General features: G+C 73.9%; 25 protein-coding genes. 15 read left to right on the plus strand and 10 right to left on the minus strand.

The annotated features are described in order from the left end of the window. Positions 1 to 107 precede the first annotated feature (107 nt). Positions 108 to 506 (minus strand): DUF3592 domain-containing protein, encoded by a 399-nt coding sequence (locus AB0J46_RS45755; RefSeq protein WP_352324746.1) that lies wholly within the window; start codon positions 504 to 506, stop codon positions 108 to 110. A gap of 168 nt (positions 507 to 674) precedes the next feature. Between AB0J46_RS45755 and AB0J46_RS45760 the strand changes: the two genes are divergently transcribed. The 3 genes from AB0J46_RS45760 to AB0J46_RS45770 all read left to right on the plus strand — a co-directional run bounded on the left by AB0J46_RS45760 (position 675) and on the right by AB0J46_RS45770 (position 4247). After that, positions 675 to 2813, plus strand: a complete 2139-nt coding sequence (locus AB0J46_RS45760; protein WP_364341826.1) for an FUSC family protein — start codon at positions 675 to 677, stop codon at positions 2811 to 2813. Positions 2814 to 2897: 84 nt separating this feature from the next. Next, positions 2898 to 3401, plus strand: coding sequence for a MarR family transcriptional regulator (locus AB0J46_RS45765; protein ID WP_352364113.1), 504 nt, complete (start codon positions 2898 to 2900; stop codon positions 3399 to 3401). A gap of 198 nt (positions 3402 to 3599) precedes the next feature. Next, entirely contained in the window at positions 3600 to 4247 is a 648-nt protein-coding gene (locus AB0J46_RS45770; protein WP_352364115.1) for a DedA family protein, read from the plus strand. Here AB0J46_RS45770 and AB0J46_RS45775 read toward each other — a convergent pair. The 4 genes from AB0J46_RS45775 to AB0J46_RS45790 all read right to left on the minus strand — a co-directional run bounded on the left by AB0J46_RS45775 (position 4191) and on the right by AB0J46_RS45790 (position 7156). Then, entirely contained in the window at positions 4191 to 4931 is a 741-nt protein-coding gene (locus AB0J46_RS45775) for a GntR family transcriptional regulator (protein WP_358299066.1), read from the minus strand. The genes AB0J46_RS45770 and AB0J46_RS45775 overlap by 57 nt on opposite strands. A 28-nt stretch (positions 4932 to 4959) precedes the next feature. Beyond that, the gene (locus AB0J46_RS45780) at positions 4960 to 5661 is read right to left on the minus strand and encodes an HAD family hydrolase (RefSeq protein WP_364341829.1); all 702 of its coding nucleotides are present in this window, start codon (positions 5659 to 5661) and stop codon (positions 4960 to 4962) included. After that, positions 5658 to 6383, minus strand: coding sequence for a hypothetical protein (locus AB0J46_RS45785; protein ID WP_364341831.1), 726 nt, complete (start codon positions 6381 to 6383; stop codon positions 5658 to 5660). The genes AB0J46_RS45780 and AB0J46_RS45785 overlap by 4 nt, the downstream gene beginning before the upstream one ends. Before the next feature lie 110 nt (positions 6384 to 6493). Next, a complete protein-coding gene (locus AB0J46_RS45790; protein WP_364341833.1) occupies positions 6494 to 7156 on the minus strand; it encodes a GntR family transcriptional regulator in 663 nt (220 codons plus the stop codon). A gap of 60 nt (positions 7157 to 7216) precedes the next feature. Between AB0J46_RS45790 and AB0J46_RS45795 the strand changes: the two genes are divergently transcribed. Next, a complete protein-coding gene (locus tag AB0J46_RS45795; protein WP_358299074.1) occupies positions 7217 to 8404 on the plus strand; it encodes a CoA transferase in 1188 nt (395 codons plus the stop codon). Then, a complete protein-coding gene (locus AB0J46_RS45800; protein ID WP_364341835.1) occupies positions 8401 to 9231 on the plus strand; it encodes an aldolase/citrate lyase family protein in 831 nt (276 codons plus the stop codon). The genes AB0J46_RS45795 and AB0J46_RS45800 overlap by 4 nt, the downstream gene beginning before the upstream one ends. Here AB0J46_RS45800 and AB0J46_RS45805 read toward each other — a convergent pair. After that, a complete protein-coding gene (locus AB0J46_RS45805; protein ID WP_364341837.1) occupies positions 9228 to 9866 on the minus strand; it encodes a TetR/AcrR family transcriptional regulator in 639 nt (212 codons plus the stop codon). The two genes, AB0J46_RS45800 and AB0J46_RS45805, sit on opposite strands and share 4 nt — an antisense overlap. Positions 9867 to 9996: 130 nt before the next feature. Here AB0J46_RS45805 and AB0J46_RS45810 point away from each other — a divergent pair, with 130 nt between their 5' ends. The 9 genes from AB0J46_RS45810 (at position 9997) to AB0J46_RS45850 (ending at position 19388) form a co-directional block, all read left to right on the plus strand. Beyond that, on the plus strand, positions 9997 to 10977 hold the full coding sequence (locus AB0J46_RS45810; RefSeq protein WP_364341839.1) for a sugar ABC transporter substrate-binding protein: 981 nt from the start codon (positions 9997 to 9999) through the stop codon (positions 10975 to 10977). Positions 10978 to 11029: 52 nt separating this feature from the next. Then, complete coding sequence (locus AB0J46_RS45815) at positions 11030 to 12070, plus strand: ABC transporter permease (RefSeq protein WP_364341841.1); 1041 nt, start codon at positions 11030 to 11032, stop codon at positions 12068 to 12070. Then, on the plus strand, positions 12067 to 12822 hold the full coding sequence (locus AB0J46_RS45820) for an ATP-binding cassette domain-containing protein (RefSeq protein WP_364341843.1): 756 nt from the start codon (positions 12067 to 12069) through the stop codon (positions 12820 to 12822). The genes AB0J46_RS45815 and AB0J46_RS45820 overlap by 4 nt, the downstream gene beginning before the upstream one ends. 109 nt (positions 12823 to 12931) lie before the next feature. Next, entirely contained in the window at positions 12932 to 13891 is a 960-nt protein-coding gene (locus AB0J46_RS45825; RefSeq protein WP_364341936.1) for an alpha/beta hydrolase, read from the plus strand. Between the two features lie 88 nt (positions 13892 to 13979). Then, positions 13980 to 14396, plus strand: coding sequence for a nuclear transport factor 2 family protein (locus AB0J46_RS45830; protein ID WP_364341845.1), 417 nt, complete (start codon positions 13980 to 13982; stop codon positions 14394 to 14396). 186 nt (positions 14397 to 14582) lie between these two features. Continuing rightward, positions 14583 to 15902, plus strand: coding sequence for an MFS transporter (locus AB0J46_RS45835; protein ID WP_364341847.1), 1320 nt, complete (start codon positions 14583 to 14585; stop codon positions 15900 to 15902). Continuing rightward, entirely contained in the window at positions 15899 to 16834 is a 936-nt protein-coding gene (locus AB0J46_RS45840; protein WP_364341849.1) for a hypothetical protein, read from the plus strand. The genes AB0J46_RS45835 and AB0J46_RS45840 overlap by 4 nt, the downstream gene beginning before the upstream one ends. After that, complete coding sequence (locus AB0J46_RS45845) at positions 16831 to 17886, plus strand: DUF917 domain-containing protein (protein WP_364341851.1); 1056 nt, start codon at positions 16831 to 16833, stop codon at positions 17884 to 17886. The genes AB0J46_RS45840 and AB0J46_RS45845 overlap by 4 nt, the downstream gene beginning before the upstream one ends. Next, positions 17883 to 19388: a helix-turn-helix domain-containing protein gene (locus AB0J46_RS45850; protein ID WP_364341853.1), complete on the plus strand. Its 1506-nt coding sequence runs from the start codon at positions 17883 to 17885 to the stop codon at positions 19386 to 19388. Before AB0J46_RS45845 ends, AB0J46_RS45850 begins: the two co-directional genes overlap by 4 nt. 21 nt (positions 19389 to 19409) lie before the next feature. On the opposite strand, the gene AB0J46_RS45855 is transcribed toward AB0J46_RS45850, so the two are convergent. From AB0J46_RS45855 to AB0J46_RS45865, 3 genes are all read right to left on the minus strand, one after another. Beyond that, on the minus strand, positions 19410 to 20630 hold the full coding sequence (locus tag AB0J46_RS45855) for a right-handed parallel beta-helix repeat-containing protein (RefSeq protein ID WP_364341855.1): 1221 nt from the start codon (positions 20628 to 20630) through the stop codon (positions 19410 to 19412). A 124-nt stretch (positions 20631 to 20754) separates the two neighbouring features. After that, positions 20755 to 22383, minus strand: coding sequence for a hydantoinase B/oxoprolinase family protein (locus tag AB0J46_RS45860; protein WP_364341857.1), 1629 nt, complete (start codon positions 22381 to 22383; stop codon positions 20755 to 20757). Then, complete coding sequence (locus AB0J46_RS45865; RefSeq protein WP_364341859.1) at positions 22380 to 24407, minus strand: hydantoinase/oxoprolinase family protein; 2028 nt, start codon at positions 24405 to 24407, stop codon at positions 22380 to 22382. Before AB0J46_RS45865 ends, AB0J46_RS45860 begins: the two co-directional genes overlap by 4 nt. Before the next feature lie 135 nt (positions 24408 to 24542). Between AB0J46_RS45865 and AB0J46_RS45870 the strand changes: the two genes are divergently transcribed. Then, complete coding sequence (locus AB0J46_RS45870) at positions 24543 to 25163, plus strand: YigZ family protein (protein WP_364341861.1); 621 nt, start codon at positions 24543 to 24545, stop codon at positions 25161 to 25163. A gap of 6 nt (positions 25164 to 25169) precedes the next feature. Here the strand turns inward: AB0J46_RS45870 and AB0J46_RS45875 are convergent, their stop codons facing one another. Next, complete coding sequence (locus tag AB0J46_RS45875; RefSeq protein WP_352329030.1) at positions 25170 to 26405, minus strand: isochorismate synthase; 1236 nt, start codon at positions 26403 to 26405, stop codon at positions 25170 to 25172. Position 26406: the final 1 nt, after the last annotated feature.

Consider the following 26406-nt stretch of genomic DNA (forward strand, 5'->3'; position numbering starts at 1 on the left):
CGGGCCCAGCCGCCCGCTTCCGTTGCATGAGGACCACTCCCGGTCGCGCGGTGCTCAGGCCGGGCCGGTTCCCGTGAGGGTGCTCGGTGGTGCGGTCTGCGGGGTGGTCAGTGGGCGGCCGGGCGCCAGGGGGCGTCGGCGGGGGAGGGGCGCCAGGCTGCCCAGTCGATGCGGACCCGGTCCGGCCGGGCCGGGTCCACCTTCACGGGCAGCACCGCGCCCGGGACCACCAGGCCCATGGGGATGCGCGGCAGCGTCTGGCGGTGGGCGACCCGGTAGGCGGGGCCCTCGTGCGGCTGCACCACCAGCCCGAAGCTGACGACGGGCTGGTCGTTGACGGACATGTGGGTGTCGGCCATCGACTCCACCACGGCCTGCGCGGGAATCCCGGTCGCCAGGAGCCGCCGGCCGTTCCTCGCCATGATCAGGAACGGCACGCCGACCGCGGCCGTGATCAGCGTCGTCCCGGCGGTGATCGCCACAGCCAGCAAGATTCCCGTGGTCACTGTGCTTCCCCAGTTCTGTCCTCCGCCCGGCGTCCGGGCGGCTCGTTCCGTCTGATCTCGAAGGAGTTTCTAGCCGGGACGGCTTGACCGCCGCTTGATCGCCGGTTGCAAGATCCCGTCGCCGACCTGGTTTATTTCACAGGTAAAACACCTGGTAACCTTTTGGGGATGTCCAGTTCCCTCCGGTCCCGTGCCCGGTCCCTGCCGGCCCCTGCTTCGCCGTCGCCGGGGCCTCCGTCGGGGTTGTCGTCGTGGGTGTCGGCGCGGTGGCGGGCGCGGCTGCCCGTGCGTGCGGCGCTGCGGCTGGGGCCCGTCGGTGACATCTGGCACAAACCCGCCCTGAGCGCCGTCGTCGCCCTCGCCGTCCCGCTGCTCGCCCTTCTGTGGGCCGGACGGCTCGACCTCGTGCCCTACGCCGCCGGCGGCTCGATGTGCGCCTTGTACGGTCACGGCCTTCCGTACGCGGCCCGTGCCAGGGCGCTGGCCTGGGTGGTGCTGGGCATGACGTCCGGTACGGCGGTCGCGTTGGTCGCCTCGGCTCTCACCGGCTCGGTCGCCGTCCGGGTGGCGGTGGCCGCCCTGCTGGCCGGGCTGCACAAGGCGGTCTGCGACGCCACCCGGATCGGGCCGCCGGGGAACGTCGTGCTCACGTTCGTCGCCGCCGGTGCGGTGTTCGTGCCGCAGGAACTGGGCGACGTGCCGGCCCACGTCGGCCTCGCGCTGCTCGGCGGGCTCCTCGCCTGGACGGTCGGCATGGCCCCCGTCCTCCTCCGCCCCGACGGCCCCGAACGCATCGCCGTCGCCCGCGCCCTCGAATCCACCGCCCACCTCCTGCGTACGACCCCCAAGCCCCGCACCCTCCCGGAGCCCCGCACTCTCTTCGAGGCCCGCGCTCTCTCCGAGACCTGTGACCTCTCGGAGGCCCGCGACGTCCCTGAGGGGCGCGAGGCCGCCGCGGTCCACCAGGCGCGCCATGCCGCTGCGGCGGCGGTCAACGCCGCCTGGCAGACGCTGTTGCGCTCCGGCGTCCCCGCTCGGCGCCGTGACGCGCTGGCCCGGCTGCTGGTCCGCGCCGAGTCGGCCGCCGCTGGGCTTGCCGGGGACACCGGTCCGGGCGCTGCGAGGGCTTCGGGCCTTCCGAGGGCTTCGGGCCTTGCGAGTGTTTCGAGCCTTCCCGGTGTTGCTGGCCCTCCCGGTGTTCCGGGCCTTTCCGGTGTTCTGGGTGTTCCGAATGTTTCCGGTGTTTCGGGGGCTGAGGCGGTTCATGGGGCTCCGGCGGCTTCCGGTGTGGCGCGGCGGGCCACCCCCGGAGAGCTCGCCGGCTGGGCCCGCGACCTGCGCAAAGGGCGCCCGCTGCCGTCCCCGCGCGAGGTCGCGCTGTCCGCGGACGAGCGGGCCGAACTCGAAGGCGTCGCGGCTGGACGGGACGAGTCCGCGAGAACCGGAACGGACAGGCCGGGACGTGCGGCAGCGGCCGCCGGGGTGCGGCGTGCGGCGGGGGCCGGCCGAGCGCGGCGCGCGGCAGCGGCCGCCGGAGTGCGGCGTGCGGCGGTGGTCGGCGGGGTTCGGCGTGGGGCATTGGGCGTGGGAGTGCGGTGTGGGGCAGAGGGTGGCGTCGTGCGGGTGGTGGGCGAGGTGGTGAGGCGGTGGCGGGTGGTCGGGATGGTGTTCGCCGGGGCCGCTGTGGCCGGTTGGGGGTCGATGGCGTTGGGGGTGGGCAGGCCGTACTGGGCGGTGGTGACGGCGGCGGCCGTGTTCGCGGCCAACACCACCCTCTCCTGGAGCCGCGCGATCCAGCGCGTCGTCGGCAACCTGCTGGGTGTCGGGCTGTTCACCCTGGTCGCCCCCGTGACCCGGCTCGGCGCGGTGGCGCTCGTCGTGGCCGTTCTGGCGTTGCAGTTCGCGACGGAGGCGGCCATCACGCGCAACTACTGGCTGGGAAGCGTCTTCGTCACGCCGATGGCCATCCTCATGGGGGAGTTCGCCGGGACGCGGCCGGTGGCCGAGCTCGTGGCCGATCGCTGGCTGGACACGTGTCTCGGCGCGGTGGCGGGGCTGCTGGCCTGCGTGCTGGTGCCGGACCGGCGGGCGGCCCGGCGCGTACGGGCGGGGCTCGTACGTCTGGAGCGGATGCTGGCCGGGACGCCGGAACCGGGGGAGCGTGACCGGCTCCGCGCGGCGCTGGTGGAGGTCCGCGAAGCGGCCGACGTGGCTTCGGGCGAGTGGTGGACCGGGGCGCTTCCCCATGAGCGCATCGCCGCCGCCGAGCGCGCCGGCCACCGCAGACTCGCCACCCTGTACGCCTGATCGCTCCAGCCGGGGCCGGGGCGGCGCCGTCGGCGCGTACGATCGGAGCCACCGGAAGATCGGCACGATGAGAGGAACGAGCACGTGGAGGACGCCGTCGCGAAGGCGTTGCGGCAATGGCGGCAGGTCCTTCCCGACGCCGACCTCGACACGATCGCCGTCATCGGCAGGCTCAACCGCTGCGCCGCGCTCCTGCAGCAGGCCGCCGACGCCCCGCTCGGGCGCGCCGGGGTGAGCCGTCCCGAGTACGACCTGCTGTGCGCCCTGCTCAGGGTCGGCGGCGAGCTGACGCCGGGCAGGCTGGCCCGCGAGACGTTCGCCTCGGGAGCGGCGGTGACCAAGCGGGTCAGGCGGCTGGAGGAGATCGGCCTGGTCGCCCGGCGGGTGGACGAGCGAGACCGGCGCGTCGCCCACCTCTCGCTGACCGGACGCGGCAGGGAGCTGATCCTGCGCCTGCTGCCCGAGCAGCTCGACTACGAGACCGAGCTGCTGGAAGGGCTTCCCCGCGACCGCGAACGCCAGCTCGCCGACCTGCTGGCCGAACTGCTGCTCGTCCTGGAGGGCCGCCTCGGCGGCCTGCTCGGCTGAGCCCCCGCCACCTCAAGCACCCCCACCGCCGCACGGCGGGCCCGCCGACAGCGGCCCGGGAGTGGGCGGGGGAGCGCGACCCGGGAACGTCGGCCGGGTGCGCGGCCTCAAGAGCGCGGCCCCAAGGAGTGCGGCTCGGGCGTGAGGTTCGGGTGGCGGACGGATGGAGGAGGCGGGGAGCGGGGTTAGGGTGGCCGCGTGCATATCGACGAATGGCTGCAAGCGATCCCCGCCGCCTGGTTGTGCGCGATGGTCGCGCTCGTGATCGGCCTGGAGAGCCTCGGCATCCCGCTGCCCGGCGAGATCGTGCTGGTCAGCGCCGCCATTCTGGCCGCCAAGGGCGTGGTCAGCCCGGTCGCCGTCGGCGTGTGCGCGAGCGCGGGGGCGATCGTGGGCGACTCCGCCGGCTACGCCATCGGGCGCAAAGGCGGCCGCCGGCTGTTCGAACGGCTGGGCCGCCGCTTCCCCCGCCACTTCGGCCCCCGCCACGTCGCCAAGGCCGAGAACTACTTCCACCGGTACGGCGTCTGGGCCGTGTTCGTCGGCCGCTTCATCGCGCTGCTGCGCATCCTGGCCGGGCCGCTGGCGGGGGCGTTGCGCATGCCGTACTGGCGGTTCGCCGTGGCGAACGTGCTGGGCGGCATCGTGTGGGCGGGCGGCACCACCGCGGTGATCTACTATCTCGGCATGGTGGCCGAGAAGTGGCTGAAGGGCTTCTCCTGGGTCGGGCTCGGGGTGGCCGTGCTGTTCGGCATCGGCACCACGCTCTACCTCAAGCGCCGCGCGGCCTCAGCGCTCGATGAGGGTGACCTCGAGGGAGTAGTGCGAGGCCCGATAGACGTGTGAGCCGTGCTCGACGGCCCGGCCCTGGTCGTCGTAGGTCGTCCTGATCATGGTGAGCAGCGGCGCGCCGCGGCGCTCGTCGAGCAGCTTGGCCTCGATCTGGCCGGCGGCGCGGGCCCCGATGCGCTGGTTGGCCACCCGCATGCGCACGCCCGCGCCGCGCAGCAGCTCGTACAGGCCGCGGCCCTCCAGGTCGGCGGCCGAGAGCGGGGCCAGGCCCAGCGGCAGCCAGTTGTGCAGCACGGCGAGCGGCTCGCCGGCGGCGAAGCGCAGGCGTTCGAGGTAGAGGATCTCGGTGCCGGGCTCGACGCCCAGGATGGCCGCCTTGTCCTCCTCGACCGGGCGCGGCTCCAGCGCGAGCACCTGCGTGGCCGGCTCCTGGCCCGAGCGGCGCAGGTCGTCGTAGAGGCTGGTCAGCTCGACCGAGCGCTTGACCTGGCCGTGCACCACCTGCGTGCCGACGCCGCGCTTGCGCACCAGCAGGCCCTTGTCCACGAGGTATTGGATCGCCTGGCGGATCGTCGGCCTGGACAGGCCGAGCTTGTCGGCGAGCAGGATCTCGTTGTCCAGCCGGGAGCCGGGCGCCAGGTCGCCGCGCCGGATCGCCTCGGCGATCTGCTCGGCCACCTGGAAGTAGAGCGGCACAGGGCTGGATCGGTCCAGGTCGATGGCCAGGTTCGGGGTCATGCTGATCAGCCTAACCGAGGTCAGAATGTCAAGACAAATAGCGAGTGGCGAGCAGCGCGGGCAGCCCGGCGAGCGAGGTGAGGCGGGGGAACCCGGCCGGCGCCGCCTCGACTCCCAGCCGGTCGATCCACACCGAGGGCATGCCGGCCGCCGCCGGGCCGCGTACGTCGTTGTCGAGGTCGTCGCCCACCAGGAGCACCTGCCCGGGCGGCAGCCCGAGGGCCCGCGCGGCGGCGGCGTAGCAGGCGGCGGACGGCTTGAAGTGCCCGCCCAGGCCCTCACCGGTCAGCACCGGGCCCACGTCGAGGCCGAGCGCCCGGATCTTCGCCTCCTGCACGCCCTGCGACCCGTTGGTCAGGACGCCCAGCGTGTAGCCGCCCAGCCCGGCCAGCGCCGGGGCCACGTCGGGGTAGGCGGCCCAGCCGCGCCGGTAGTGGTCGGTATAGCTCGCGAAGGCGGCCTCCAGGTCGGCGGGCGCCTCCACGGACAGCTCCCGGCACAGGGCGCGCACCCGGCGGCGGCGCTGCTCCTGCCAGGAGCACTCGCCGGCCTGCCAGGCGGCCAGGTGGGGGATCTCCAGCGCCGCCCACAGCGCGGCGACCTCGGGCAGGCGGGGATGGCCGGGGGTCAGCTCCGACGCCCACGCGGTGATCGCGGCGTCGGCCGCGCCGCGATGGTCGAGCAGGGTGCCGTCGAGGTCGAACAGGATGCCCTTGATGCTGCCGCTCACCCGGCGAGCATATCGGCGGCGACCCGGGCGGCCGTCTCGCGCGGCGGGTAGCCCAGGGTGAGGCCGCGCACCGAGCGCGGCGCGGCGGCGAAGCGCGCCTCGGCGTCCTCGCCCAGCACGTAGGCCAGGGCGGGGGACAGGCCGCGATGCGACTCCAGCGCCGCCACCTCGGCCGCGGCCCGCCCGGGGGGCAGGGCCTCGTGGTAGTCGGCGATCAGGGAGTCGAGGTCGAAGAGCCGCTCGTAGGGCTCGGTGGTGCCGGCCACGACCCGGACGGCCGCGCCTTCGGCGCGCGCCCGGTAGACCAGGCCGGTGCCGCCGCTCTTGGCGAACCAGCGCAGCGCCTCCTCGGCGGGCAGGGTGAAGGTGCCGTACGGCTTGCGCCCGTACAGCAGGGCCTCGGCGATCCAGCGGTCGCACCAGTGCTCGTCGCGGTACGGCGTCGGCGCCCCCGGGTCGCAGCTCAGGCCCTGGGCCAGCACCGGGTTCCAGGCCGAGACCAGCGGGCTGCTGAAGCGCGGCATGCGGGGGCCCAGGCAGCGGCTCAGCGCGTAGCCGTACCAGACGGTGACGACCTCGGTGCGCCGCTTGGGACGCCTGCGCTCGTAGGCGCCGTTCATCACCTGGCCGTCGGGGTGGCGCCAGGGGCCGGGTTCGGTGGCCTGGTCTGTGGGGACCCGGGGGGTGCGGTAGTCGGGATTGAGCGTCCACACGTCCGCCACAGTGTCGGCTCCTTCGGCGTCGGGGTCGCGGCAAGACCATCAGAGTGACTCATCGTGCAACACCCGTCACGCTGAATCAATGAACCGGTGGTGAACGATGATGTTTGTCATCAGTGGTGCTTGCGGTACTCGCCCGCCTGCCGGATGTGGTCGATCATGACCCGTTCCGCGGCGTCGGCGTCGCCCGCCTCCAGGGCGGCCAGCAGCCGCTCGTGCGCCTGGAGCTGCCGCGCGACCTGTTCCGGGTCGAGCCACAGCGACGCCTCGGCGGGCACCGGGACGCCGTTGCGCACCGACCTGGCGTGGGCGCCGAGGAAGGCCGGGCCGCCGATGTCGACGACGCGCAGGTGGAAGCGGCTGCTCTGCTCGGCCAGCCGGTCGTGCCTGCCCTGCTCGGCGTCGGCGGCCATCTCGCGGTGCAGGTCGCGCAGCCCGGCGAGGTCGTCGGCGGTGATCCGGGCGGCGGCCAGCCGCGCCCCCAGGCCCTCGACGACCGCGCGCAGCCCGTAGTACTCGGCCAGGGCGTCGTCGCCGAGGTCGATGACGGTCGCGCCGTGGTGGGCCTCGTAGCTGATCAGCCGGTCCTTCTCCAGCCGGCGCAGCGCCTCGCGCACGGGGGTGACCGAGACGCCGAGCCGCCGGGCGACGGCCCCGGCGCGCAGTGCGGTGCCGCCCGGGATGCGGCCGCCGCGGATCTCGTCCAGCAGCACGCTGTAGACGTAGTCGGCCTTGCTCATGGGCGGCATGGGAGGCGTCGGCTCGCTGGCTGTCATGTCCTCAGTCTCTCGCACGGCCGGTCGCGGCTATTACTTATTTCTTATAACTTACAAACTATGACAAGTCTGGCCGACCTGCGGGTCATCGACGCGGCGACGCTGTTCGCCGGTCCCTCCGCCGCGATGATGCTCGGCGACTTCGGCGCCGACGTGATCAAGATCGAGCACCCGCGCCGCGGCGACCCCTCGCGCGGCCACGGTGCCTCGGTGGACGGCGTCGGCCTGTGGTGGAAGTCGTTGTCCCGCAACAAGCGCACCGCCGCCGTCGACCTCTCCCGCGCCGAGGGCCAGGAGATCCTGCGCCGCCTGGCCGAGCGCTCCGACGTGCTGATCGAGAACTTCCGTCCCGGCACCCTGGAACGCTGGAACCTGGCCCCCGAGGACCTGCTCAAGGCCAACCCGCGGCTGATCGTGGCCCGGATGACCGGCTTCGGGCAGATCGGCCCGATGGCCGGGCAGCCGGGGTTCGGGACGCTGGCCGAGGCCATGAGCGGGTTCGCGGCCATGACCGGCGAGCCGGACGGCCCCCCGACACTGCCGCCGCTGGCCCTGGCCGACGGCATCGCCGGCCTGGCCATGTCCTACGCGATCATGGTGGCCCTGCACGCCCGCGCGGCGACCGGCCGCGGGCAGGTGATCGACCTGGCCATCATCGAGCCGATCCTGGGCCTGCTCGGGCCGCAGATGACCGCCTACAAGGCGCTCGGGGTGGTGCCGCGGCGCACCGGCAACCGGTCCAGCAGCAACGCCCCGCGCAACACCTACCGCACCCGCGACGGCCGCTGGGTGGCGATCTCCACCAGCGCCCAGCCCATCGCCGAGCGGGTCGTCACCCTCGTCGGGCGGCCGGACCTGGTCGAGCAGCCCTGGTTCGCCAGCGGTCACGGCCGCGTCCAGCACGTGGACGAGCTGGACGAGGCGGTCGCCACCTGGATCGCCGCCCGCGACGCCGACGAGGTGATCGCCCGCTTCGAGGAGGCCCAGGCCGCCGTCGCCCCCATCTACGACGTCACCGACCTGGCGACCGACCCGCAGTACGCCGCGCTCGGCACGTTCGTCGAGCTGCCGGACGCGGAGCTGGGCACGGTCACCCTGCAGAACGTGCTGTTCCGCCTGTCGGAGACGCCCGGCGAGATCCGCTGGCCCGGCCGCCCGCTCGGCCACGACACCGACGAGGTGCTCGGCGAGCTGGACTACCCGGCCGAGACCGTCGCGGCCCTGCGCGAGGCCGGGGTGATCGCGTGAACGCCCCCGTCACCTGGCTGTACGTGCCCGGCGACCGTCCTGAGCGCTTCGCCAAGGCCGCCGCCTCGGGCGCCGACGTCGTCATCATCGACCTGGAGGACGCGGTCGCGCCCGCCGCCAAGGACGCCGCCCGCGCCCACGCCGTCGCCTACCTGCGCGGGCCCAGGCAGGCCGGGCCGCGCGTCCACGTCCGGGTGAACGACGTGACGACCGCGCGCGGCCTGGACGACCTGGCGGCCGTGGGCGAGCTGGCCGACGCCGTACGGCTGCCCAAGGTCGAGTCGGCCGCCGCGCTGGACGCCCTGCCCGGCACGTCCCCCCTGTACGCGCTGCTGGAGTCGGCGGCCGGGATCGTCGAGGCCCGCGCCGTGGCCGCGCACCCGCGGGTGGCCGGCGTGGCGCTGGGCGAGCAGGACCTGGCCGCCGAGCTGTCCCTCACCGACGAGACCGCCATGAACCACCTCAGGCTGCAGGTCGTCCTCGCCGCCGCGGCCGCGGGCCTGCCGCCGGTGCCCATGTCGGTCTACCCCGACATCAAGGACGAGGACGGGCTCCTCGCCTCCTGCCGGGCCGGCCGCGCGCTCGGCCTGTTCGGCAGGACCGCCATCCACCCCGCGCAGCTCCCGGCCATCCGCCGGGCCTTCCGCCCCACCGAGGAGGAGACGGCCAGGGCCGCGGAGATCGTCGAGGCGGCCGAGCGGGCGGGCGCGGGGGCGGTGGCCCTGCCCGACGGCCGCTTCGTGGACGCCCCGGTCCTCGCCAGGGCCCGGCGCGTGCTGGACCTGGCCCGCCGGCTCGCCCCCGCGGACCGGCCCGGACCCGGTTAACGGGACGGGTACCAGCGGACCTGCAGCTCCTCGTCCGCCGGGGCCGGGCCGGGCAGGTCGCGGTGGGCGGGCGGCACCCGCAGCGAGTCCATCATCAGCGTCAGGTAGCGGTGGCGGAGCTGGGAGGTGCGCTCCTCGTCGCCGAGCTTGATCGAGGCGATCTGCTCGAACAGCAGCGCGATGTCGGCCACCGTGACGTCGGCCCGCAACACGCCCGCCTCGACCGCCCGGCGGTGCAGCCGGGCGGCCAGGTCGCCGGCGCGGACGGCGTCGTGGTAGAGCTCCTCCGTCGGCTGGAAGGTGCCGGCCAGCTTGATCGTCAGGGAGTTGGTGTCGGCGTCCACGATGCCGCGCAGGTAGGAGGCGAACGCCTCCCACGGGTCGCCCTCGTCGTCCATCGCGCGCTGGGACACGTCGGCGTAGAGCTTCAGCCCGTCGCCGCACAACTTCTGCAGCAACGCCTCCTTGCTGGGGTAGCGGCGGTAGAGCGCGCTGATCCCGACGCCCGCCTTCTCGGCCACGGCCGCGATGGGGGCGCCCGGATCGGCGGTGAAGACCGCTCTGGCCGCCTGGAGGATCAGCTCGTCGTTGCGGGCGGCCTGCGCCTTGCGGCCGCTCATGGGTGCGCTGGTCATGCCTCCAGCATACGGGAACGAAAGATTCCGTTCTACTTGCGGTGAAGATCGAAGCGCTGGTCCGTATGTCTATACAAAGAGATCACATTGCGGTAGAACCAGGCTAGCCCGTTGGTCTTGGAGGTATTCGATGAGACGTACCCCGATCGTGCTGGCGCTGGCCGGCGTACTCGCCCTGACCAGCTGTTCCTCCTCCGCCGAGCAGGGCGCGCAGAGCGCCGCGCCCGGCTCGGCCGCCGCCCCGGCGGCCGGCGGCGGCAGCTTCGCCGTCATCACCCACGGCGGCGCCGGGGACGCCTTCTGGGACGTGGTCAAGAACGGCGCCGAGGCCGCCGGCAAGCAGTACGGCGTCAAGGTCACCTACCAGGGCGACGGCGACCCCGCCAAGCAGTCGCAGCTCATCGACCAGGCCGTCGCGGAGAAGGTGGACGGCCTCGTCGTCTCCATGGCCAACCCCGACGCGCTCAAGGAGGCCGTCGGCAAGGCCGTCGCGGCGAAGATCCCGGTCGTCACCATCAACTCCGGGGCCGACTCCTCCAAGGCGTTCGGCGCCCTCACCCACGTCGGCCAGTCCGAGGACGTGGCCGGGCGCGGCGCCGGCGAGCAGCTCAAGGCCGCGGGCGTCACCAAGCTGCTGTGCGTCGTGCACGAGGCCGGCAACGTCGGCCTCGACCAGCGCTGCAAGGGCGCCGAGCAGACCATGGGCGGCACGGTCGAGCGCCTGCAGGTGGACGTCGCCAACCTGGCCGACGTCACCTCCAAGGTCACCGCCAAGCTGCAGTCGGACAAGCAGGTCAACGGCGTGCTCGCGCTCAACCCGGCGGTCGCCGTGGCGGCCAGGGACGCGATCAGGGACTCGGGCTCGCAGGCCAGGCTCGCCACCTTCGACCTGTCGGGCGACGTGGTCGCCGCGATCAAGGACGGCGAGATCCTGTTCGCCGTGGACCAGCAGCAGTACCTGCAGGGCTACCTGCCGATCACGTTCCTGAAGCTGTACAAGGACAACCTCAACACCGTCGGCGGCGGGCTGCCGGTCAACACCGGGCCAGGCTTCGTCACCAAGGACAACGCCGAACAGGTGGCCAAGCTGGCCGAGGCGGGCACCCGATGAGCGGCCGCCGGGACGCGGGCGGGGACGGGGCCGGGGACGGGGAGGGCCGCCGATGACGGCCGCTCCCGCTCAGGCCGACGAGCGGGTCGCCCGCGTCGGCCTGGCCCGACGCCTGATCGTCCGGCCCGAGCTCGGCGCCGTGGTGGGGCTGGTCGTGGTGTTCGCGTTCTTCGCCGCGCAGTCGGAGGTGTTCCGCTCGCCGGCCGGGATCGCCAACTGGCTCGACCCGGCCGCCACGCTCGGGATCATGGCGGTCGCGGTGGCGCTGCTCATGATCGGCGGCGAGTTCGACCTGTCGGCGGGCGTGCTGACCGGCACCAGCGGGCTGATCCTGGTCACGCTGGCCACCCGTTACGGGTTCGGCGTGTGGCCGGCGATGCTGGCCGGGCTGGTCGTGGCGCTCGCCGTGGGGTTCGCCAACGGCCTGGTGGTGACCCGGACGAAGCTGCCCAGCTTCATCGTCACGCTGGGCACGTTCCTCATGCTGCAGGGCGTCAACCTCGGCGTTACCAAGGCCGTCACCGGGACCGTGCAGGTGGGCGGGCTGCGCCGGGCGGCCGGGTTCGACGGCGCCAGCGCGCTCCTCGCGGGCACGATCCAGATCGGCGGCACCTCGTTCCGGGTGGCGATCCTGTGGTGGATCGCGATCACCGCGCTGGCCACGTGGGTGCTCATGCGCTCCAGGCCGGGCAACTGGATCTTCGCCGTGGGCGGCGACGAGCAGGCCGCGCGGGCGGTCGGGGTGCCGGCGGCCCGGACGAAGATCGCGCTGTTCATGACCACGGCGGTGGCCGCCTGGCTGGTCGGCTCGATCCTGGCGCTGCGCTACACCTCCGTCCAGGCCAACATCGGCATCGGGCAGGAGTTCGTCTACATCATCGCGGCCGTCATCGGCGGCTGCCTGCTGACCGGCGGGTACGGCTCCGCCGTCGGCGCCTCCATCGGCGCGGTGATCTTCGGCATGGCCGACAAGGGCATCGTGTTCCTGGGCTGGGACGCCGACTGGTTCAAGTTCTTCCTCGGGGCCATGCTGCTGCTCGCCACGCTGGCCAACCGGATGGTCCGGCGCTACGCCGAGGAGGTGCGGCATTGATCCTGCAGACCCGCGACATCGGCAAGACGTTCGGCTCGGTGCTGGCCCTGCGCGGGGTGTCGATGGGCGTGGAGGCGGGCTCGGTCACCTGCGTGCTCGGCGACAACGGCGCCGGCAAGTCCACGCTCATCAAGATCCTGGCCGGGGTGCACCAGCACGACACGGGGACGTACCTGGTGGACGGCGCCGAGGTGCGCTTCGCCGGCCCGCGCGAGGCGCTCGACCGCGGCATCGCCACCGTCTACCAGGACCTGGCGATGATCCCGCTCATGTCGGTCTGGCGGAACTTCTTCCTCGGCTCCGAACCCCGCAAGGGGCTCGCCTTCGACGTGGCCAGGGCCCGCCGGGTGGCGGCGGAGGAGCTGCGCGCCATGGGCATCGACATCCGGGACGTGGACCAGCCCGTCGGCACGCTGTCGGGCGGCGAGCGGCAGTCGGTCGCCATCGCCAGGGCCGTGCACTTCGGCGCCCGGGTCCTCATCCTGGACGAGCCCACCTCGGCGCTGGGCGTCAAGCAGGCGGGCGTGGTGCTGCGCTACATCGCCCGCGCCCGCGACCGGGGGCTCGGCGTGGTGTTCATCACCCACAACCCGCACCACGCCTACCCGGTCGGCGACCGGTTCCTGCTGCTCAACCGCGGGACCAGCATGGGCGAGTACGCCAAGTCCGACATCGGCAAGGACGAGCTGACCGCGCTGATGGCCGGCGGCGCGGAGCTGGCGGAGCTGGACCACGAGCTCCGGCGCGAATGAGCGCCGCTTGATCGGAATTTGACGAAACCGGGCGATCGGATCGAGGTAGGCCAAGGCAGGAACCGGGGTGGACCACACTGACGACCCGGGGGCGGCCACCGTGACGACGATGATCAGCAAGCAGATCGTGCTGGAGAAGGCGGCGCAGGAGTTCGCCGACGCCAACGCCAAGCGGCCCTTCATCTACGAGCTGCCGCCCGAGCAGGGCCGCGAGGTCCTGGAGAAGCTGCAGTCCGATCCGGGCGTGCCCAAGCCGGAGATCGACGAGGAGTGGATCCAGGTCCAGGGCGGCCCGACGGGCATCGTGCCGGTGCGCATCGTCAAGCCCAAGGGCGCCACGGGCACGCTGCCGGTCATCTTCTACATCCACGGCGCGGGCTGGGTGTTCGGCTCGGCGCACACGCACGACCGGCTCGTGCGCGAGCTGGCCGTGCGGACCGGCGCCGCCGTCGTCTTCCCCGAGTACGACCGCGCGCCCGAGGCGAAGTACCCCACGCAGATCGAGCAGAACTACGCCGCCGCCCAGTGGGTGGCCGAGCACGGCGCGGAGAAGGGCCTGGACCCCTCCCGCATGGCCGTGGCCGGGGACTCAGTGGGCGGCAACATGTCGATCGTGCTCACGCTCATGGCCAAGGAGCGCGGTGACGTGCGGCTGCTCGGCCAGGTGCTGTTCTACCCCGTCACGGACGCGAACTTCGACACCGAGTCCTACAAGCAGTTCGCCACGGGCTACTACCTCAACCGGGACGGCATGAAGTGGTTCTGGGACCAGTACACGACAGATCCGGCGCAGCGCGCGGAGAGCCACGCCTCGCCGCTGCGCGCGAGCGACCAGGAACTGCGCGGCCTGCCGCCGGCCCTGGTGCTGAACGGCCAGGCCGACGTCCTGCGGGACGAGGGCGAGGCGTACGCGGCCCGGCTGCGGGAGGTGGGCAACGACGTCACGGCGGTCGAGCTGGCGGGGATGGTGCACGACTTCGCCATGGTGGACCTGCTGCGCGACACCAACGCCAACAAGGCCGCCATGAGCCTGGCGGTCGCCAAGTTGCGCGAGTGGCTGAACACCTGATCTACAACGTAAAGACGCCTGCGTTCCACGCTGCCCATACGGTGAGAAAGAACCATATTTCTCCACCAAGACAAAGGAGTACGGAAGCGTGGCACGCGACGCTGTCTGGGCCGTTATTACCGGCATGTACGACGCCTACGCGCGAGGCGACAGGCAGGGCATCGACCGGCTCCTCCACCTGGAGGCCACGATCTGGGACTCCGCCGAGCCCGGCCTGATCACCAGCAGGCGGCAGCTCGAAAGAGTGCGCGACGCGCGGCCGTCGGACGGCCCGGCGGAGACCTCCGTCCGGGCCATCGACGAGATCGTGGACGTGTGGGGCGACACCGCCCTGGCCCGGTACCTGCTGCAGGTGGACTTCGAGCACGGCGACCCCGAACTCGTCCGGACGACCAGCGTGCTGCGCCTGGTGGACGGCGAGTGGAAGATCGTCCACGTGCACGAGAACACGCTCAGCTCGTGCACCAGGCCACACACGGACGACGAGCGCGCGGACACGCCCTGACGGCCTGACCGGGCGCGGGCGCGCCACGCGGGGGCCCGGCAGGAACCCCGGCAGTGACCCGGCAGTGACCCGGCAGTGCGCCGCGCACAGCCGGGCCGGCCCCGGCCGGGCGTCGCGCACACCGAGGCGGAAGGGGGACGGCCCTATGGTGCGGCAATACTTCGCGCCCCCCTCCGAGGAGCTTGCATGACCGCCACCGACGCACCGACGCTCCCCATCGGGGCGGCGTTCGACCGGATGCCGTTCTCCCGCCGGCACGTGCTCATCGCGCTCGCCCTGTTCATCGCCTTCGTCATCGAGTCCTGGGAGCAGCTCGCCCTGGTCTACGTCTCCGGCGACCTCGGGCCGGCGTTCGGCATCGACGAGGCCGGGATCGGCGTCGTGCTGTCGGCGGTGGCGTTCGGCATGATCCCCGGCGTGCTGGTCTGGGGGCCGCTCGCCGACCGCGTCGGGCGCCGGCCGACCGCGTTCTGGTCGCTGCTGGCCTACGGCGTGATCGCGCTCGCCTCGGCGTTCGCGCCGAACATGGCGACCCTGGTCGCGCTGCGCGTCTGCTCCGGGCTCGCGCTGGCCGGGGTCTACACGATCACCTTCCCGCTCTTCCTGGAACTGCTGCCGACCAGGCACCGGGGCCGGGCCGCGGTCTACCTGTCGATCGGCTGGCCCATCGGCATGCTGGCGGCCATCGCCGCCTCGGTGACGCTCGGCGGGCTCGGCTGGCACGTCGTGGTCATCGCCAGCGCGGCGGCCGGGCTGTGGGCGTTCGCGATCAGGGCGTGGGTGCCCGAGTCGCCGTACTGGCTGGCCGCCCGCGGGCGGCAGGAGGAGGCGCGGGCCGTGCTGCGCGTCCTGGGCAGCCCCGACGCCGAGGCCACGTTCACGATCGCCGGAACGGTGGCGAGCGCGCGCGCCGGCCACCCCATGGATCTGTTCCGCGGCCGGCTGGCCCGGATCACCGTGCTCATGCTGCTGCTCAACTTCGTCTTCAACTGGGGCTACTGGGGGCTGCAGACCTGGCTGCCGACGCTGCTGCAGGCCAAGGGCCTGTCGCTGTCGGCCTCGCTCGGCTTCGCCGCGCTCAGCGCGCTGATGATGATCCCCGGTTACGTGAGCGCGTCCCTGCTGACCGGCCGGTTCGGCCGCAAGAAGGTCTTCCTGTTCTACGTGGTCGCCGCCGTGCTGGGCGGCCTGTGGTTCGCCACCGCGAGCACCCTGACCGGCCTGTACCTGGGCAACTTCGTCCTGTCGTTCTTCAGCCTGGGCGCGTGGGGCGTCTGGAACACCTGGAACGGCGAGTTCTACCCGACCGCCCTGCGCGGCACCGGCTACTCCTGGGCCACGGCCTCCCAGCTCGTGGCCACCACGGTCGCGCCGTCGGCGGTGGGCGCGCTGCTGGCGCACGCCACCGGCTTCACCGCGACGATGCTGGTGATCAACGCGTTCATGGTGGCCACGGCGCTGCTGGCGATGCCGCTGCCCGAGACCGAAGGGCGCGAGCTGGAGTGATCCTCGGCGTCGCGCTGGACGGGCCGTCGCCGGCGGTGGTGGCCGTCGGCGACGGCGCGCCGCCGTCGCAGGCCGTGCGCGCCTGCGTGGCGGTCGACCTCGACGGGATACCCCGCGCGCCGGTGGCCGCGATCCGCGTCGGCGGGCCGTGCCCGCCGGTGCTGCGGCCGGTGGCCGACCCTGGAGTGGCGACGATCGTGCGCGGCGGGCACAGCCTGACCGGCCGCCCGCTGGCGCCGCTGGACACCGGCGCGGTACGCGAGTTCGCCGCCGGCTGCGGCCTGATCGACTTCGCGGTGACGGCGACCGGCTCGCCGATGCTGGCCGACCACGAGCTGGCGGTGGCCGCGATCATCGCCGCCGAGGTGCCCGCGGCCAGGATCACGCTGTCGTACGAGTTCGGCCGCCCCGGCCTGCGGGAACGCGAGGCGCACGCGATCCGGAACGCGGCGCTCGGCCCCGAGGCGGGCCGGATCGCCGACCGGGTGGCGCGGGAGCTGCCCGGGGTGCCGGTGTTCTTCGCCCGCACCGGCAGCGGCCTGGTGTCGGCGCACTACTTCCGCAGGTTCCCGCGAGCCTGCGACCGCGGCGGGACGACCAGCCTGCGCCGCGGCCGGGCCGCCCTGGCCACGGCGGACGTCCCGGCGCCGTTCCAGGTGATCGAGTCCGCGGGCGAGGACCTGCTGGCCGCGGCCTACGGCGCGGCGCTCGCCCGTCCCGAGGCCCAGGTGGAGCGCATCGTGCAGGCCCGCGGCCGGGCCGAGCTGGACCGGGCGCTGCAGGACGCCAGGGACGAGGCCCTGACCCGCGTGGTCAGCGCCGGCGCCGCACCCGGCTTCGCCCGGATCGCCGAGACCACCGTCAACCCGCTGTCCTACCTGCCCGACGGCTTCTACCGGGTGCGGGTCACGGCCGAAGGCGCGACGCCGTGACCCGGCTCGTCGGCCCCGAAGAGCTGCGCCGCTTCTCGGCGGGGTCGCGGCTGTTCGCCACGGGCGCGGGCGAGTCCTCCTACGGCCTCACCCTCGCCTGGGCGGAGTCGGTGCTCGGCGACGGCGTCGAGCTGGCCGCCGCGCACGAGCTGGACCCGGGGACGTTGTGCATGGTGGTCAGCCTGGTCGGCTCCACGACCGCGCTGGGCGAGCAGCTGCCCGCGGGCGACGAGCCCGTACGGGCGGTGCGGGCGCTGGAGCGGCGGCTGGGGGAGCGGGCCGGAGCCGTGGCGGCGCTCAACCTGGCGGCCGAGAACGCGCTGATCCCGCTGGTCGCCGCGGCGGCCCTGGGCGTGCCGCTGGTCGACGGCGACGGGACGGGCCGGGTGTTCCCGCTGGTGGAGCAGACGACGTACACGCTGGGCGGGCTGAGCGCGTCCCCGCTGGCGCTGGCCGGGGCGTCGGGGGAGCTGGTGCTGCTGGAGACCGCGGGCGGCCGGGTGGAGGAGCTGCTGCGTCCCGTCGTGCTGGCGGTGGGCGGGTGGGCGGTGGCCGCCTGCTACCCGATGGCGGCGCGGGACCTGGCCCGGGTGCTGGTGCCGGGCACGGTCAGCCTGCTGCTGGCGGCCGGGGTACCCGGCGCGCCGCGCTCGGCGGCCGCCCCGTACGGGGTGCGCACGCTGTGCGCGGGCCGCATCCTGGCCGTCGAGGGCAGCACGGGGCACGGCGCCGACGTGGCCATGCCCTCGCTGCCCTCCAGCATCGTGGTGCAGGAGACGGGCGGCCTGCGCAGGCTCGTCCGGCTGGAGGCGCACAACGAGATCGTGCTCGCCCTGGCCGACGGGGCGCCGGTGGCGATGGCGCCGGACCAGATCTGCATGATCTCGTCCGCCGACGGCCTGGTCGTGGACGTCGACAAGGCGGCGCCCGGCATGGAGGTGGAGGTCATGGTGGTCAAGGCCGCGCCGGTCTGGCACACGGACGCGGGGCTCGCGCTGGGCGGGCTGCGGGCGTTCGGGATCCCGTTCGAGCAGCGGGCGGGGTCGCCGTGAGCGGCCTGCGCGAGCCCGGCTGGGAGGCGCCGGTCACGGTGGCGGAGCTGGTCAACACCGGCCCGCTGGCCGGGGCCAGGATGTACGGCGGCGGCGACAACCCCGTGCACCAGGTCCGCATCGTGGACGACCTGTCGGTGTTCGGCGCGGTGACGCCGCACACGGCGGTCGTGCTGATCGGCGCGGCGGCGGGCGGCGGCTGGGCGGTCGAGATGGCCATGCGCCGGGCCTGGGAGCAGGCGGCGGCCTGCGTGATCGCGCCGTCGGGCGGCCTGAGCGCCGGGTCGGGCGAGGTGCTGGCCGAACGGCTCGGCGTCACCCTGATCTTCGTGGACGAGGACCCGCTGATCGTCGCCGTCCGGGTGGCCTCGGCGGCCTCCAGGCCGGAGGCGGCCCGCACGCAGCTCGTCGCCCGCTGCGCGACCCGGCTGGCCGACGCGGGTCCCTCGGCGCGGCGGGTGCTCGGGGTGCTCAACGCCGAGCTGCCCGGCACGTCGGTGGCCTTCCTCGACCGGTACGGCCTGCACGTCGCCGGCCGCCAGAGCGCCACCCGCGCGCCGGGCGAGCACGAGCCGGCCCGGCCGCCGGGGTCCCGGTGGGCGGCCGAGGTCGAGGTGCCCGGCCAGGAGGGTCCGGCGCTCGGGACGCTGGTGGCGGCCGGCACGTCCCGCTCACCCGGCTGGCCCGCGGTGGTGCGGACCGTGCTGGGCCTGGCGGTGGCCCCGCTGGCGGCGTGGGCGGCCCAGGAGCGCCTGCGCGCCTCGCGCGACTTCGCGCTGCAGTCGGCGCTGGCCCGGCGGCTGCTCGCGGCGGGCCGGCCGGCCCACGAACCGGCCGGCGACGGCGGCATCTGGCTGGAAGGCGCCCCGGCCGAGGCCGTGGCGCTGGGATGGGGGGTGCGCGGCACGCTGACCGCCTACCACGTCCGCCCGATGGGGGCGCTGGCCGACGACGGACCGCTGGTGCAGGCGCTGGTCACCGCGGCGCTGGGCCAGGTGCCGGTGCTGCGGCGCGGCGAGGGCTGGGCCGGGTGGTCGCCGGAGCCGCCCGGGGAGCTCGCCGAGCACCTGCGGCGCTGCGTGCACGGCATGCCCTGGCCGTGCGCGGCCGGGGTGGGCGCGGCGGTGGAGGGGCTGGAGGCGGTGGGGGAGTCGCTGCTCGGCGCCGAGGCGGCGGCGTTCGTGGCCGGCGCGGGCACGGTGGCCCGCGCCGACCGGATGGGACCGGCCGAGCTGCTCGGCGCGCTCCCGGCGGGGGTGCTGCGCGCGCCGGCGACCGTCGTGCTCCAGCCGCTGCTGGCCGTCGACAAGGACGGCACGCTGCTGGTGACGCTGGCCGCCGTCCTGGACGAGGGCGGCGCGCTCAAGGCCGCCGAACGCCTGGGCGTGCACCGCAACACGGTCACCACCCGCCTGGACCGCATCAAGGCCGCCGGCTTCGACCTGGACGACGCCGCCACCCGCCTGGCGCTGCAGCTCGCCTGCCACGTGCTGCTGCGCTGAGCCGGGGGCGGCGTCGCCGGGTCAGTAGCCCCTGGTGAGGTGGACGCCCGCGCCGACCTTGCGCCGCTTCCCGACGCCGTCGAGGAGGTTGCCCGAAGAGGCGATCGACATCGACTCGCCCTCGCCCTTGGCCAGCAGGATGCCGGTCTCGCGCTTGGTGCCGTGGCCGACGACGGTGTTGCCGGTGATCGCGGCGTGGCCCGCGCCGTAGTTGACCGCGTCCAGCGCCAGGTAGACGAAGTCCACGCCGTCCGGGAGCGGGCCGGTCGCGGCGATCTTGCGCTCGGGCGGCGCCGCACCGCTCTGGCGGGCCTTGCGCAGCTCGGCCAGCGCGTTCGGCGGCGGCAGGAACTTGTGCACGCGGTTGCCGGTGATCGTGGTGGCGGCATCGCCCTGCAGGTCGCAGCGGATGCCGTAGTACGTCTGGCCCGCCGTGCCCTCGGCGCCGAAGTCCTCGATGTAGTTGTCCTGGATCGAGGTGCCGAAGCAGCGGTGGGCGTCGATGGCGTTCTTCGGCGTCCCGTACAGGTGCAGGCCGCTCATCGTCCAGCCGGCCGCGTTGTCGCTCTGGATGGCGCTGGTGCCGCTGAAGCCGATCCAGGAGCGCTGCAGCGTCCAGTCGGTGACGGAGTTGCCGGGGTCGACGACGCGGATCCCGGCCTCGGCGGCGCCTTCGATGTAGACGTCGCTGATGACGCTGTTGACCATGGTGTTGCGCAGCGCCGTGCCGTTCCTGGACGGGTTGCTGATGCGGATGCCGTCGGACGGCGTGCCGTAGATGTCCACGTCGTAGACCCGGGTGTTCCACGAGCGCAGCAGCAGGCCGACCGTGCCGGTGTTGTGGTCGCGGTTGCCGTCGATGGTCAGCCGCTCGACCCGCACGCTCTCGCCGCTGAACTCGGTGTCCTCCAGCCAGCCCTTGGAGGCCAGCACGGCGGGCAGGTCGGCGCCGTCGGCCTGCTTGAGCACCGTGCCGGCCTTGGCGTCGCCCCGGTAGGTGCGCCGGTCGGCCAGGCTGATCGTGGCGTTGATCAGGCACGGCCCCGTGATGACGATCTCGTCGCCGTCCTTGGAGGAGTCGATGGCGGCCTGGATCGCCGCGGCGTCGCCGGGGGCGTCGGAGCAGGCGGCCTCCACCCTGGCGGCCGAGGCGGGCGCGGCCGGCGTCAGCACGGCGACGCCGGCCAGGCCGGCGGCGAGCGCGGCCGAGCCCGCGAGCAGGCGCGTTCGTAACGCAGTCATGAGAGTCCCCTCGTGAAGATGGTCATGACGGGGACACAGCCTCCCCAGGCTTCGCGTGCCCCCGCGTTGTCGATCATCTTCACAGACCGGAGAACAATCCGTGCGATTTTCGGTCGAATGCGGATCAGTTCGTGATCATGCCCTCGGCCAGGTCGGCCGCCCGCGCCAAGGGGGAGCGCCGGTCGGCCGGGCCGTAGCCGCCGCCTCCGCCGGACTCGCAGCGCAGCACGTCACCGGCCGACACCGGCAGGGCGTTGACCTTGAGCATCCGGCGCTCGCCCGCCGTGCCCGGATTGAGCGTCACCCGTGGGGGAGCGCCCGCCGCGCCGCCGGCCAGGCCCCACGCGGGCGTGACCGAACGCTCGAACCACAACGACAACGAGGTGTCGCCGCAGAACTCGTACTCCCGCACCACGCCGTTGCCGCCGCGCCACTGACCGGCGCCGCCGGTGTCCGGACGCATCTCGTAGCGGCGCACCCGGACCGGGAACAGCGTCTCCAGCACCTCGATCGGCATGTCCCGCAGCGAGCCGTTGACGTTGTTGATCAGGCAGGACTCGCCGTCGCCGCCCTCCCACGCCCCCCAGCCGCCGACCGTGGCCTCCTGGGAGACGTACAACTTCCCGGTACGCGGGTCCGTCCCGGTGAACTGCACGATCATCGAGTCCCCGTACGAGGCCGCCGCCGCCCTGCCCGGCAGCGCCGGGGCCAGCGCCTTGACCACCAGGTCGATGAGCAGCCCCAGGTGGGAGTAGTAGTACTGGCAGGCGGCCGGCGACCGCGCGGCCAGCATCGAGCCCGGCCGGGTCCCGACGCTCAGCGGGCGGAAGGAGCCGCCGTTCAGCGGCACGTCCCCCGACACCAGCAGCTTGTACCCCACCCGCACCGCCGCCACGGCCTGCGCCGCGCCGCAGTTGACCGGCCCGCGGGCCTGGTCGGCGCAGTCGGTCAGGTCCACGTGCATCGACTCGCCCGACACCGTGACCCGCACGTTCACCGGCAGCGGCGTGGCCAGGTCGATGCCGTCGTTGTCGAGGAAGCCGGACGCCTCGTACACGCCGTCGGGGATCGCGGCGATGGCCTGGCGCTCCATGCGCTCGGTCTGGGCGAAGATCTCGTCCCGGGCGGCCATGACCGTCTCCAGGCCCCAGCGCGAGACGATCTCCTGCAGCCGTCGCTGGCCGGTCATCGCGCAGCTCACCTGGGCCCGCATGTCGCCGAGCGTGGCGTGCGGGAAGCGCACGTTGCGGGCGATCACCTCGTGCAGGTCGCGGCACGGCCGCCCGCCCGCGTACACCTTCACCGGGCCCAGCCGCAGGCCCTCCTGGAAGATCGAGGTGGAGTCCATCGAGCCGCCCGGGTCCTTGGAGCCGACGTCCAGCCAGTGGGCGCGCGAGGCGGCGAACCCGGCCAGCTCGCCGCCGGCGAAGATCGGGCCGTAGACGGTGACGTCGTTGAGGTGGGTGCCGCCGACGTAGGAGTCGTTCAGCACCCACACGTCGCCCTCCTGCCACACCTCGCGGCCGTACATGCGCTCGGTCTCGCGGGTGCACACCTCCAGGTTGCCCAGGAAGATCGGCAGGCCGGACGACTGCCCCAGCACGTTGTGGTCGCGGTCGAGCAGCGCCACCGCGCAGTCCTTGGCCTCGTAGATCACCGGCGTGTACGAGCTGCGGATCAGCGTGGTGTTCATGTCCTCGGCCGCCTGCAGCAGAGCACATCGGATGATCTCGGTGGTGACTGGGTCGATCACTGGACGTCCACCTTCACGATGAGGAAACCGTTGTCGTCGACGGCCGCCAGGCAGCCCGGCGGGATGACCGTGGTCGCGGTCTCCTCGACCACGATCGCGGGCCCGGCGAACGAGCCGGACAGGCCCGCCCGCCGCAACACGGGCGTGCGGTGCACCACCCCGTCGAAGATCACGTCCCGGACGTTCCCTGCCGTCTCCTCGCGCGGCTCGGCGGCCCCGGCGGCGGCGCGCGGGAACGAGCCGAACCCGGTGCTGCGCAGCATGACGAACTCGACCGGCGCCTCGGGGGTGGCGTGGCCGTACCGGCTGGTGTGCGCCTCGGCGTAGCGGGCCGCGACCGCGGCGAGGAAGCCCGGCTCGCCCGGCTCGGCGGCGTCGCGCAGCGGGACGGTGAGCGTGTAGTCCTGGCCCTCGTAGCGCATGTCCACGGCGTGCTCGACGCGGCGGCGCTCCTCCGGGACGCCCTGCCCGGCCAGCGCCTCCAGCGCCTCCCGCTCCAAGGTCGCCAGATGCCCCGACATGTCGTCGCCGTCGAGCGTGTCCTGCGGCCGGAAGTACGGGTGCGTCAGGTCCCGCCGCACGTCGGCCTCCAGCATGCCCCAGGCCGAGAACGCCCCCGGGAACCGCGGCACGACCACCTCGGAGATGCCCAGCTCGCGGGCGATGAAGACGGCGTGCATCGCGCCCGCGCCGCCGAAGGCGACCAGCGCGAACTCCCGCGGCTCCACCCCGTGCTCGACCGTCAGCGTGCGGATGGCCTGGGCCATCTTGGCGTTGGCCACGTCGCAGACGCCCTCGGCCAGCCGCAGCGGGTCCAGGTCCAGCTCCCGCGCCAGCGTGACCACGGCCGCGCCGGCCGCCTCCTCGTCCAGCGTCATCAGCCCGCCCGCGAACCAGGCCGGGTCCACCCGGCCGAGCACCACGTTCGCGTCGGTCACGGTGGGCCGGGTGCCGCCCCGGCCGTAGCAGGCCGGGCCCGGCACGGCCCCGGCCGACTCCGGGCCGACGCGCAGCGCGCCCGCCTCGGCGTAGGCGATCGAGCCGCCGCCCGCGCCGATGGTGTGCAGGTTCACGATGGGCATGAGCACCGGGTGGCCCTCGATGCGGGCCTCGGCGCTGACGTCGGGCCGCCCGTTCACCACGAGCGAGACGTCGAAGGAGGTGCCGCCCATGTCCACGCAGATCGCGTTCTCCCGGCCCAGCATGCGGGCCGCGGCGACGCCGCCCATCGTGCCGCCGACCGGCCCCGACAGCAGCGTCTGCAACGGCCGCCGCATCGCGTACGAGGCGTTGACCAGCCCGCCCGACGACTGCATCACGTGCACCGGCACCGACAGGCCGCGCTCGGCGAAGCGCCGCTCGATCCTGGCCAGGTACCCGCGCACGACCGGCCCGGTGTAGGCCTCCAGCACCGCCGAAGAGGTGCGCTCGTACTCGCGCCACTCCCGCGCGACCTCGTGCGAGAGCACCACGAGCACGTCCTCGCCCAGCTCGGCCCGCAGGATCTCGCCCGCGCGCAGCTCGTGCGCGGGGTCGGCGAAGGAGAACAGCAGGCACACGGCGACGGCGTCGAAGCCCTCCTCGCGGGCGCGCCGCGCGGCCCGCCGCACCGCCTCCTCGTCGAGGGGCTCCAGCTCGCGGCCCCGGTGGTCGAGGCGGCCGCCGGCCTCCATGACGTCCTGGCGCGGCACGAGCGGCGACGGCTTGCGGTAACGCAGGTCGAACATGCGGTCGCGGTTGCCGCGGGCGATCCGGTAGACGTCCCCGGCGCCCCGGCTCGCCAGCAGCAGCACCCGCGCGCCCTTGCGCTCCAGCAGGGCGTTCAGCCCCTGCGTGGTGCCGTGCACGAAGAAGGAGATGGCCGCGGGGTCGTCCACGACCCGGCCGAGCGCGGCGAACACGCCTTCGGCCAGGTCCCCCGGCGTGGTAGGCGCCTTCGAGGCGGTGACGGCACCCGTGCGCTCGTCGTAGCAGACGACGTCGGTGAAGGTGCCGCCGATGTCCATGGCGACGCGATAGGTCATGCGCCGCACCGTACGCGCGCGGCGGCGCCGCGATCATGGGCGTCCTGCACAGGGACGGGACGCCTCCCGTGCATCGCGCTCAACCCGATGAACCCACTCAAAAATCTACAACGTAAAGGCGGTAGCCTGGCGGGCGTGTCCCAGTCGTACCTCACCCTCGCGACCGGCGTCGAGCACGAGACCGAGGTGCGCCGCTCCCGGTTCGTCTGCGCGCTGGCCCCCGCCCGTACCGTCGAAGAGGCCGCCGCCTTCATCGCCGCCCGCCGCCGCGAGCACGCCGGCGCCACCCACAACTGCACCGCGTACGTGATCGGCGGGCGGCTGCAGAAGGGCGACGACGACGGCGAGCCCGGCGGCACGGCGGGCACGCCGATGGTCCAGGCGCTGCTCGGCCGGGGGTTCAACGACGTGGTCGCGGTGGTCACGCGCTATTTCGGCGGCGTCCTGCTGGGCGCGGGCGGGCTGGTGCGCGCCTACGGGGGAGCGGTGACCGAGACGCTTGACCTGGTGGAGCCGGTGCGGATGGTGCCGGCCAGGCTGGTGAGCGTCTCGGTGGCCCACGACCAGGCCGGCCGGGTGGAGAACGACCTGCGCGCCTCCCGCTACGCGCTGCGCGAGGTGACCTATGCGGCCGGGGTGACGTTCTCGGTGGCGGTGGGGGAGGACGAGGTGGCGGCGTTCGGCGAGTGGGTGGCCGCGCTGACGGCCGGCCGGGCCCGCGTGGAGGTGGGCGAGGGCGTGCACGTGCCCGGCTGAGGCCGCTCAGCCCTCCAGGGCGTACTGCATGACGCGGAACTTGGCCTGGGCCTCGGCCAGCTCGGCGGCCGGGTCGGAGTTGCCCATGATGCCGCCGCCGGCGAACAGCCGGGCGCGGTTGCCCTCGATCAGCCCCGAGCGCAGGGCGATGCCCCATTCGCCGTCGCCGTGGGCGTCGATCCAGCCGACCGGGCCCGCGTAGCCGGCGCGGTCCATGCCCTCCAGCTCGCGGATGACCTTGATGGCGGTGTCGGTCGGGGTGCCGCCGACGGCGGCGGTGGGGTGCATGGCGGCCACCACGTCGAGGACGGACGCGCCGTCGGCCAGCCGCCCGGTGACGTGGCTGGCCAGGTGCTGGACGTTGGGCAGCACGAGGAGTTCGGGCTCGTCGGGGGTGTGCAGGGAGGAGCAGAGGGGGGCGAGGGTCTGGCGCACGGAGGCGATGGCGCACTCGTGCTCGTGGCGGTCCTTCTGGGAGGCGAACAGCGCGGCGCCGCGGGCGACGTCGTCGGCCGGGCCGGTGCCGCGGGCGGTGGTGCCGGCCAGGACGAGGGACTCGATCTCCTGCCCGGTGCGGCGGATGAGCAGCTCGGGGGTGGCGCCGACGAGGCCGGCCACGGAGAAGGTGTAGCACTCGGGGTAGCGCCGGGCCAGCCGGGTCAGCAGCAGGCGCACGTCGATGGGGTGCTCGGCGGTGGCGAGCAGGTCGCGGGCGAGCACGACCTTCTCCAGTTCGCCGTCGCGGATGCGGCGGGCGGCCCGGGCGACGACGTGCTCCCATTGGGGGGCGGTGAGGCTGCCGTCGCCGTAGCTGATGCGGCCGGGCTCGCGGATGGGGCTGAACGTCTCCAGCGGGGCCTCGCCGACGGTGGTCAGCCAGGCGCGGCCGCCGCGGCGGGCGAGCACGGCGCGGGGGACGACGAGCACGGACCCGGGGGCGTCCTCGTCGAAGGTGAAGCTGCCGAAGGCGACGGGGCCGGAGCCGGAGCCGGGGGCGCGCCCGGCGTCGTCGGCGGGCGCGTCGCCGAGGACGGTGCGCAGCCACTCGCGGGCCCAGGCGAAGCGGCCGGGGCCCGGCGGCACGGCGACGCGGGCGGCCTGGCCCCATCCCACCAGGCCCTCGCCGTTCCTGATCCAGGCGTAGGGCGCCGTCTTCGGGAGGGATGCCAGCAGGTCACCGGGGTCGCCGACAGGGGTGGTGCGAACCGGTAGCGGGCGGGTTGTTCCGAGCGCGACACTCACT

It is taken from the genome of Nonomuraea sp. NPDC049758, assembly GCF_040674635.1.
Classification (GTDB): domain Bacteria; phylum Actinomycetota; class Actinomycetes; order Streptosporangiales; family Streptosporangiaceae; genus Nonomuraea.

Excerpts from the sequence above, each read along its gene's own strand:
- AB0J46_RS45865 (WP_364341859.1), bottom strand. The coding sequence starts at position 24,407 with ATGACCTATCGCGTCGCCATGGACATCGGCGGCACCTTCACCGACGTC.
- AB0J46_RS45795 (WP_358299074.1), top strand. The coding sequence starts at position 7,217 with ATGACAAGTCTGGCCGACCTGCGGGTCATCGACGCGGCGACGCTGTTC.
- AB0J46_RS45790 (WP_364341833.1), bottom strand. The coding sequence starts at position 7,156 with ATGACAGCCAGCGAGCCGACGCCTCCCATGCCGCCCATGAGCAAGGCC.
- AB0J46_RS45835 (WP_364341847.1), top strand. The coding sequence starts at position 14,583 with ATGACCGCCACCGACGCACCGACGCTCCCCATCGGGGCGGCGTTCGAC.
- AB0J46_RS45825 (WP_364341936.1), top strand. The coding sequence starts at position 12,932 with ATGATCAGCAAGCAGATCGTGCTGGAGAAGGCGGCGCAGGAGTTCGCC.
- AB0J46_RS45805 (WP_364341837.1), bottom strand. The coding sequence starts at position 9,866 with ATGACCAGCGCACCCATGAGCGGCCGCAAGGCGCAGGCCGCCCGCAAC.
- AB0J46_RS45775 (WP_358299066.1), bottom strand. The coding sequence starts at position 4,931 with ATGACCCCGAACCTGGCCATCGACCTGGACCGATCCAGCCCTGTGCCG.
- AB0J46_RS45855 (WP_364341855.1), bottom strand. The coding sequence starts at position 20,630 with ATGACTGCGTTACGAACGCGCCTGCTCGCGGGCTCGGCCGCGCTCGCC.
- AB0J46_RS45810 (WP_364341839.1), top strand. The coding sequence starts at position 9,997 with ATGAGACGTACCCCGATCGTGCTGGCGCTGGCCGGCGTACTCGCCCTG.
- AB0J46_RS45760 (WP_364341826.1), top strand. The coding sequence starts at position 675 with ATGTCCAGTTCCCTCCGGTCCCGTGCCCGGTCCCTGCCGGCCCCTGCT.
- AB0J46_RS45815 (WP_364341841.1), top strand. The coding sequence starts at position 11,030 with ATGACGGCCGCTCCCGCTCAGGCCGACGAGCGGGTCGCCCGCGTCGGC.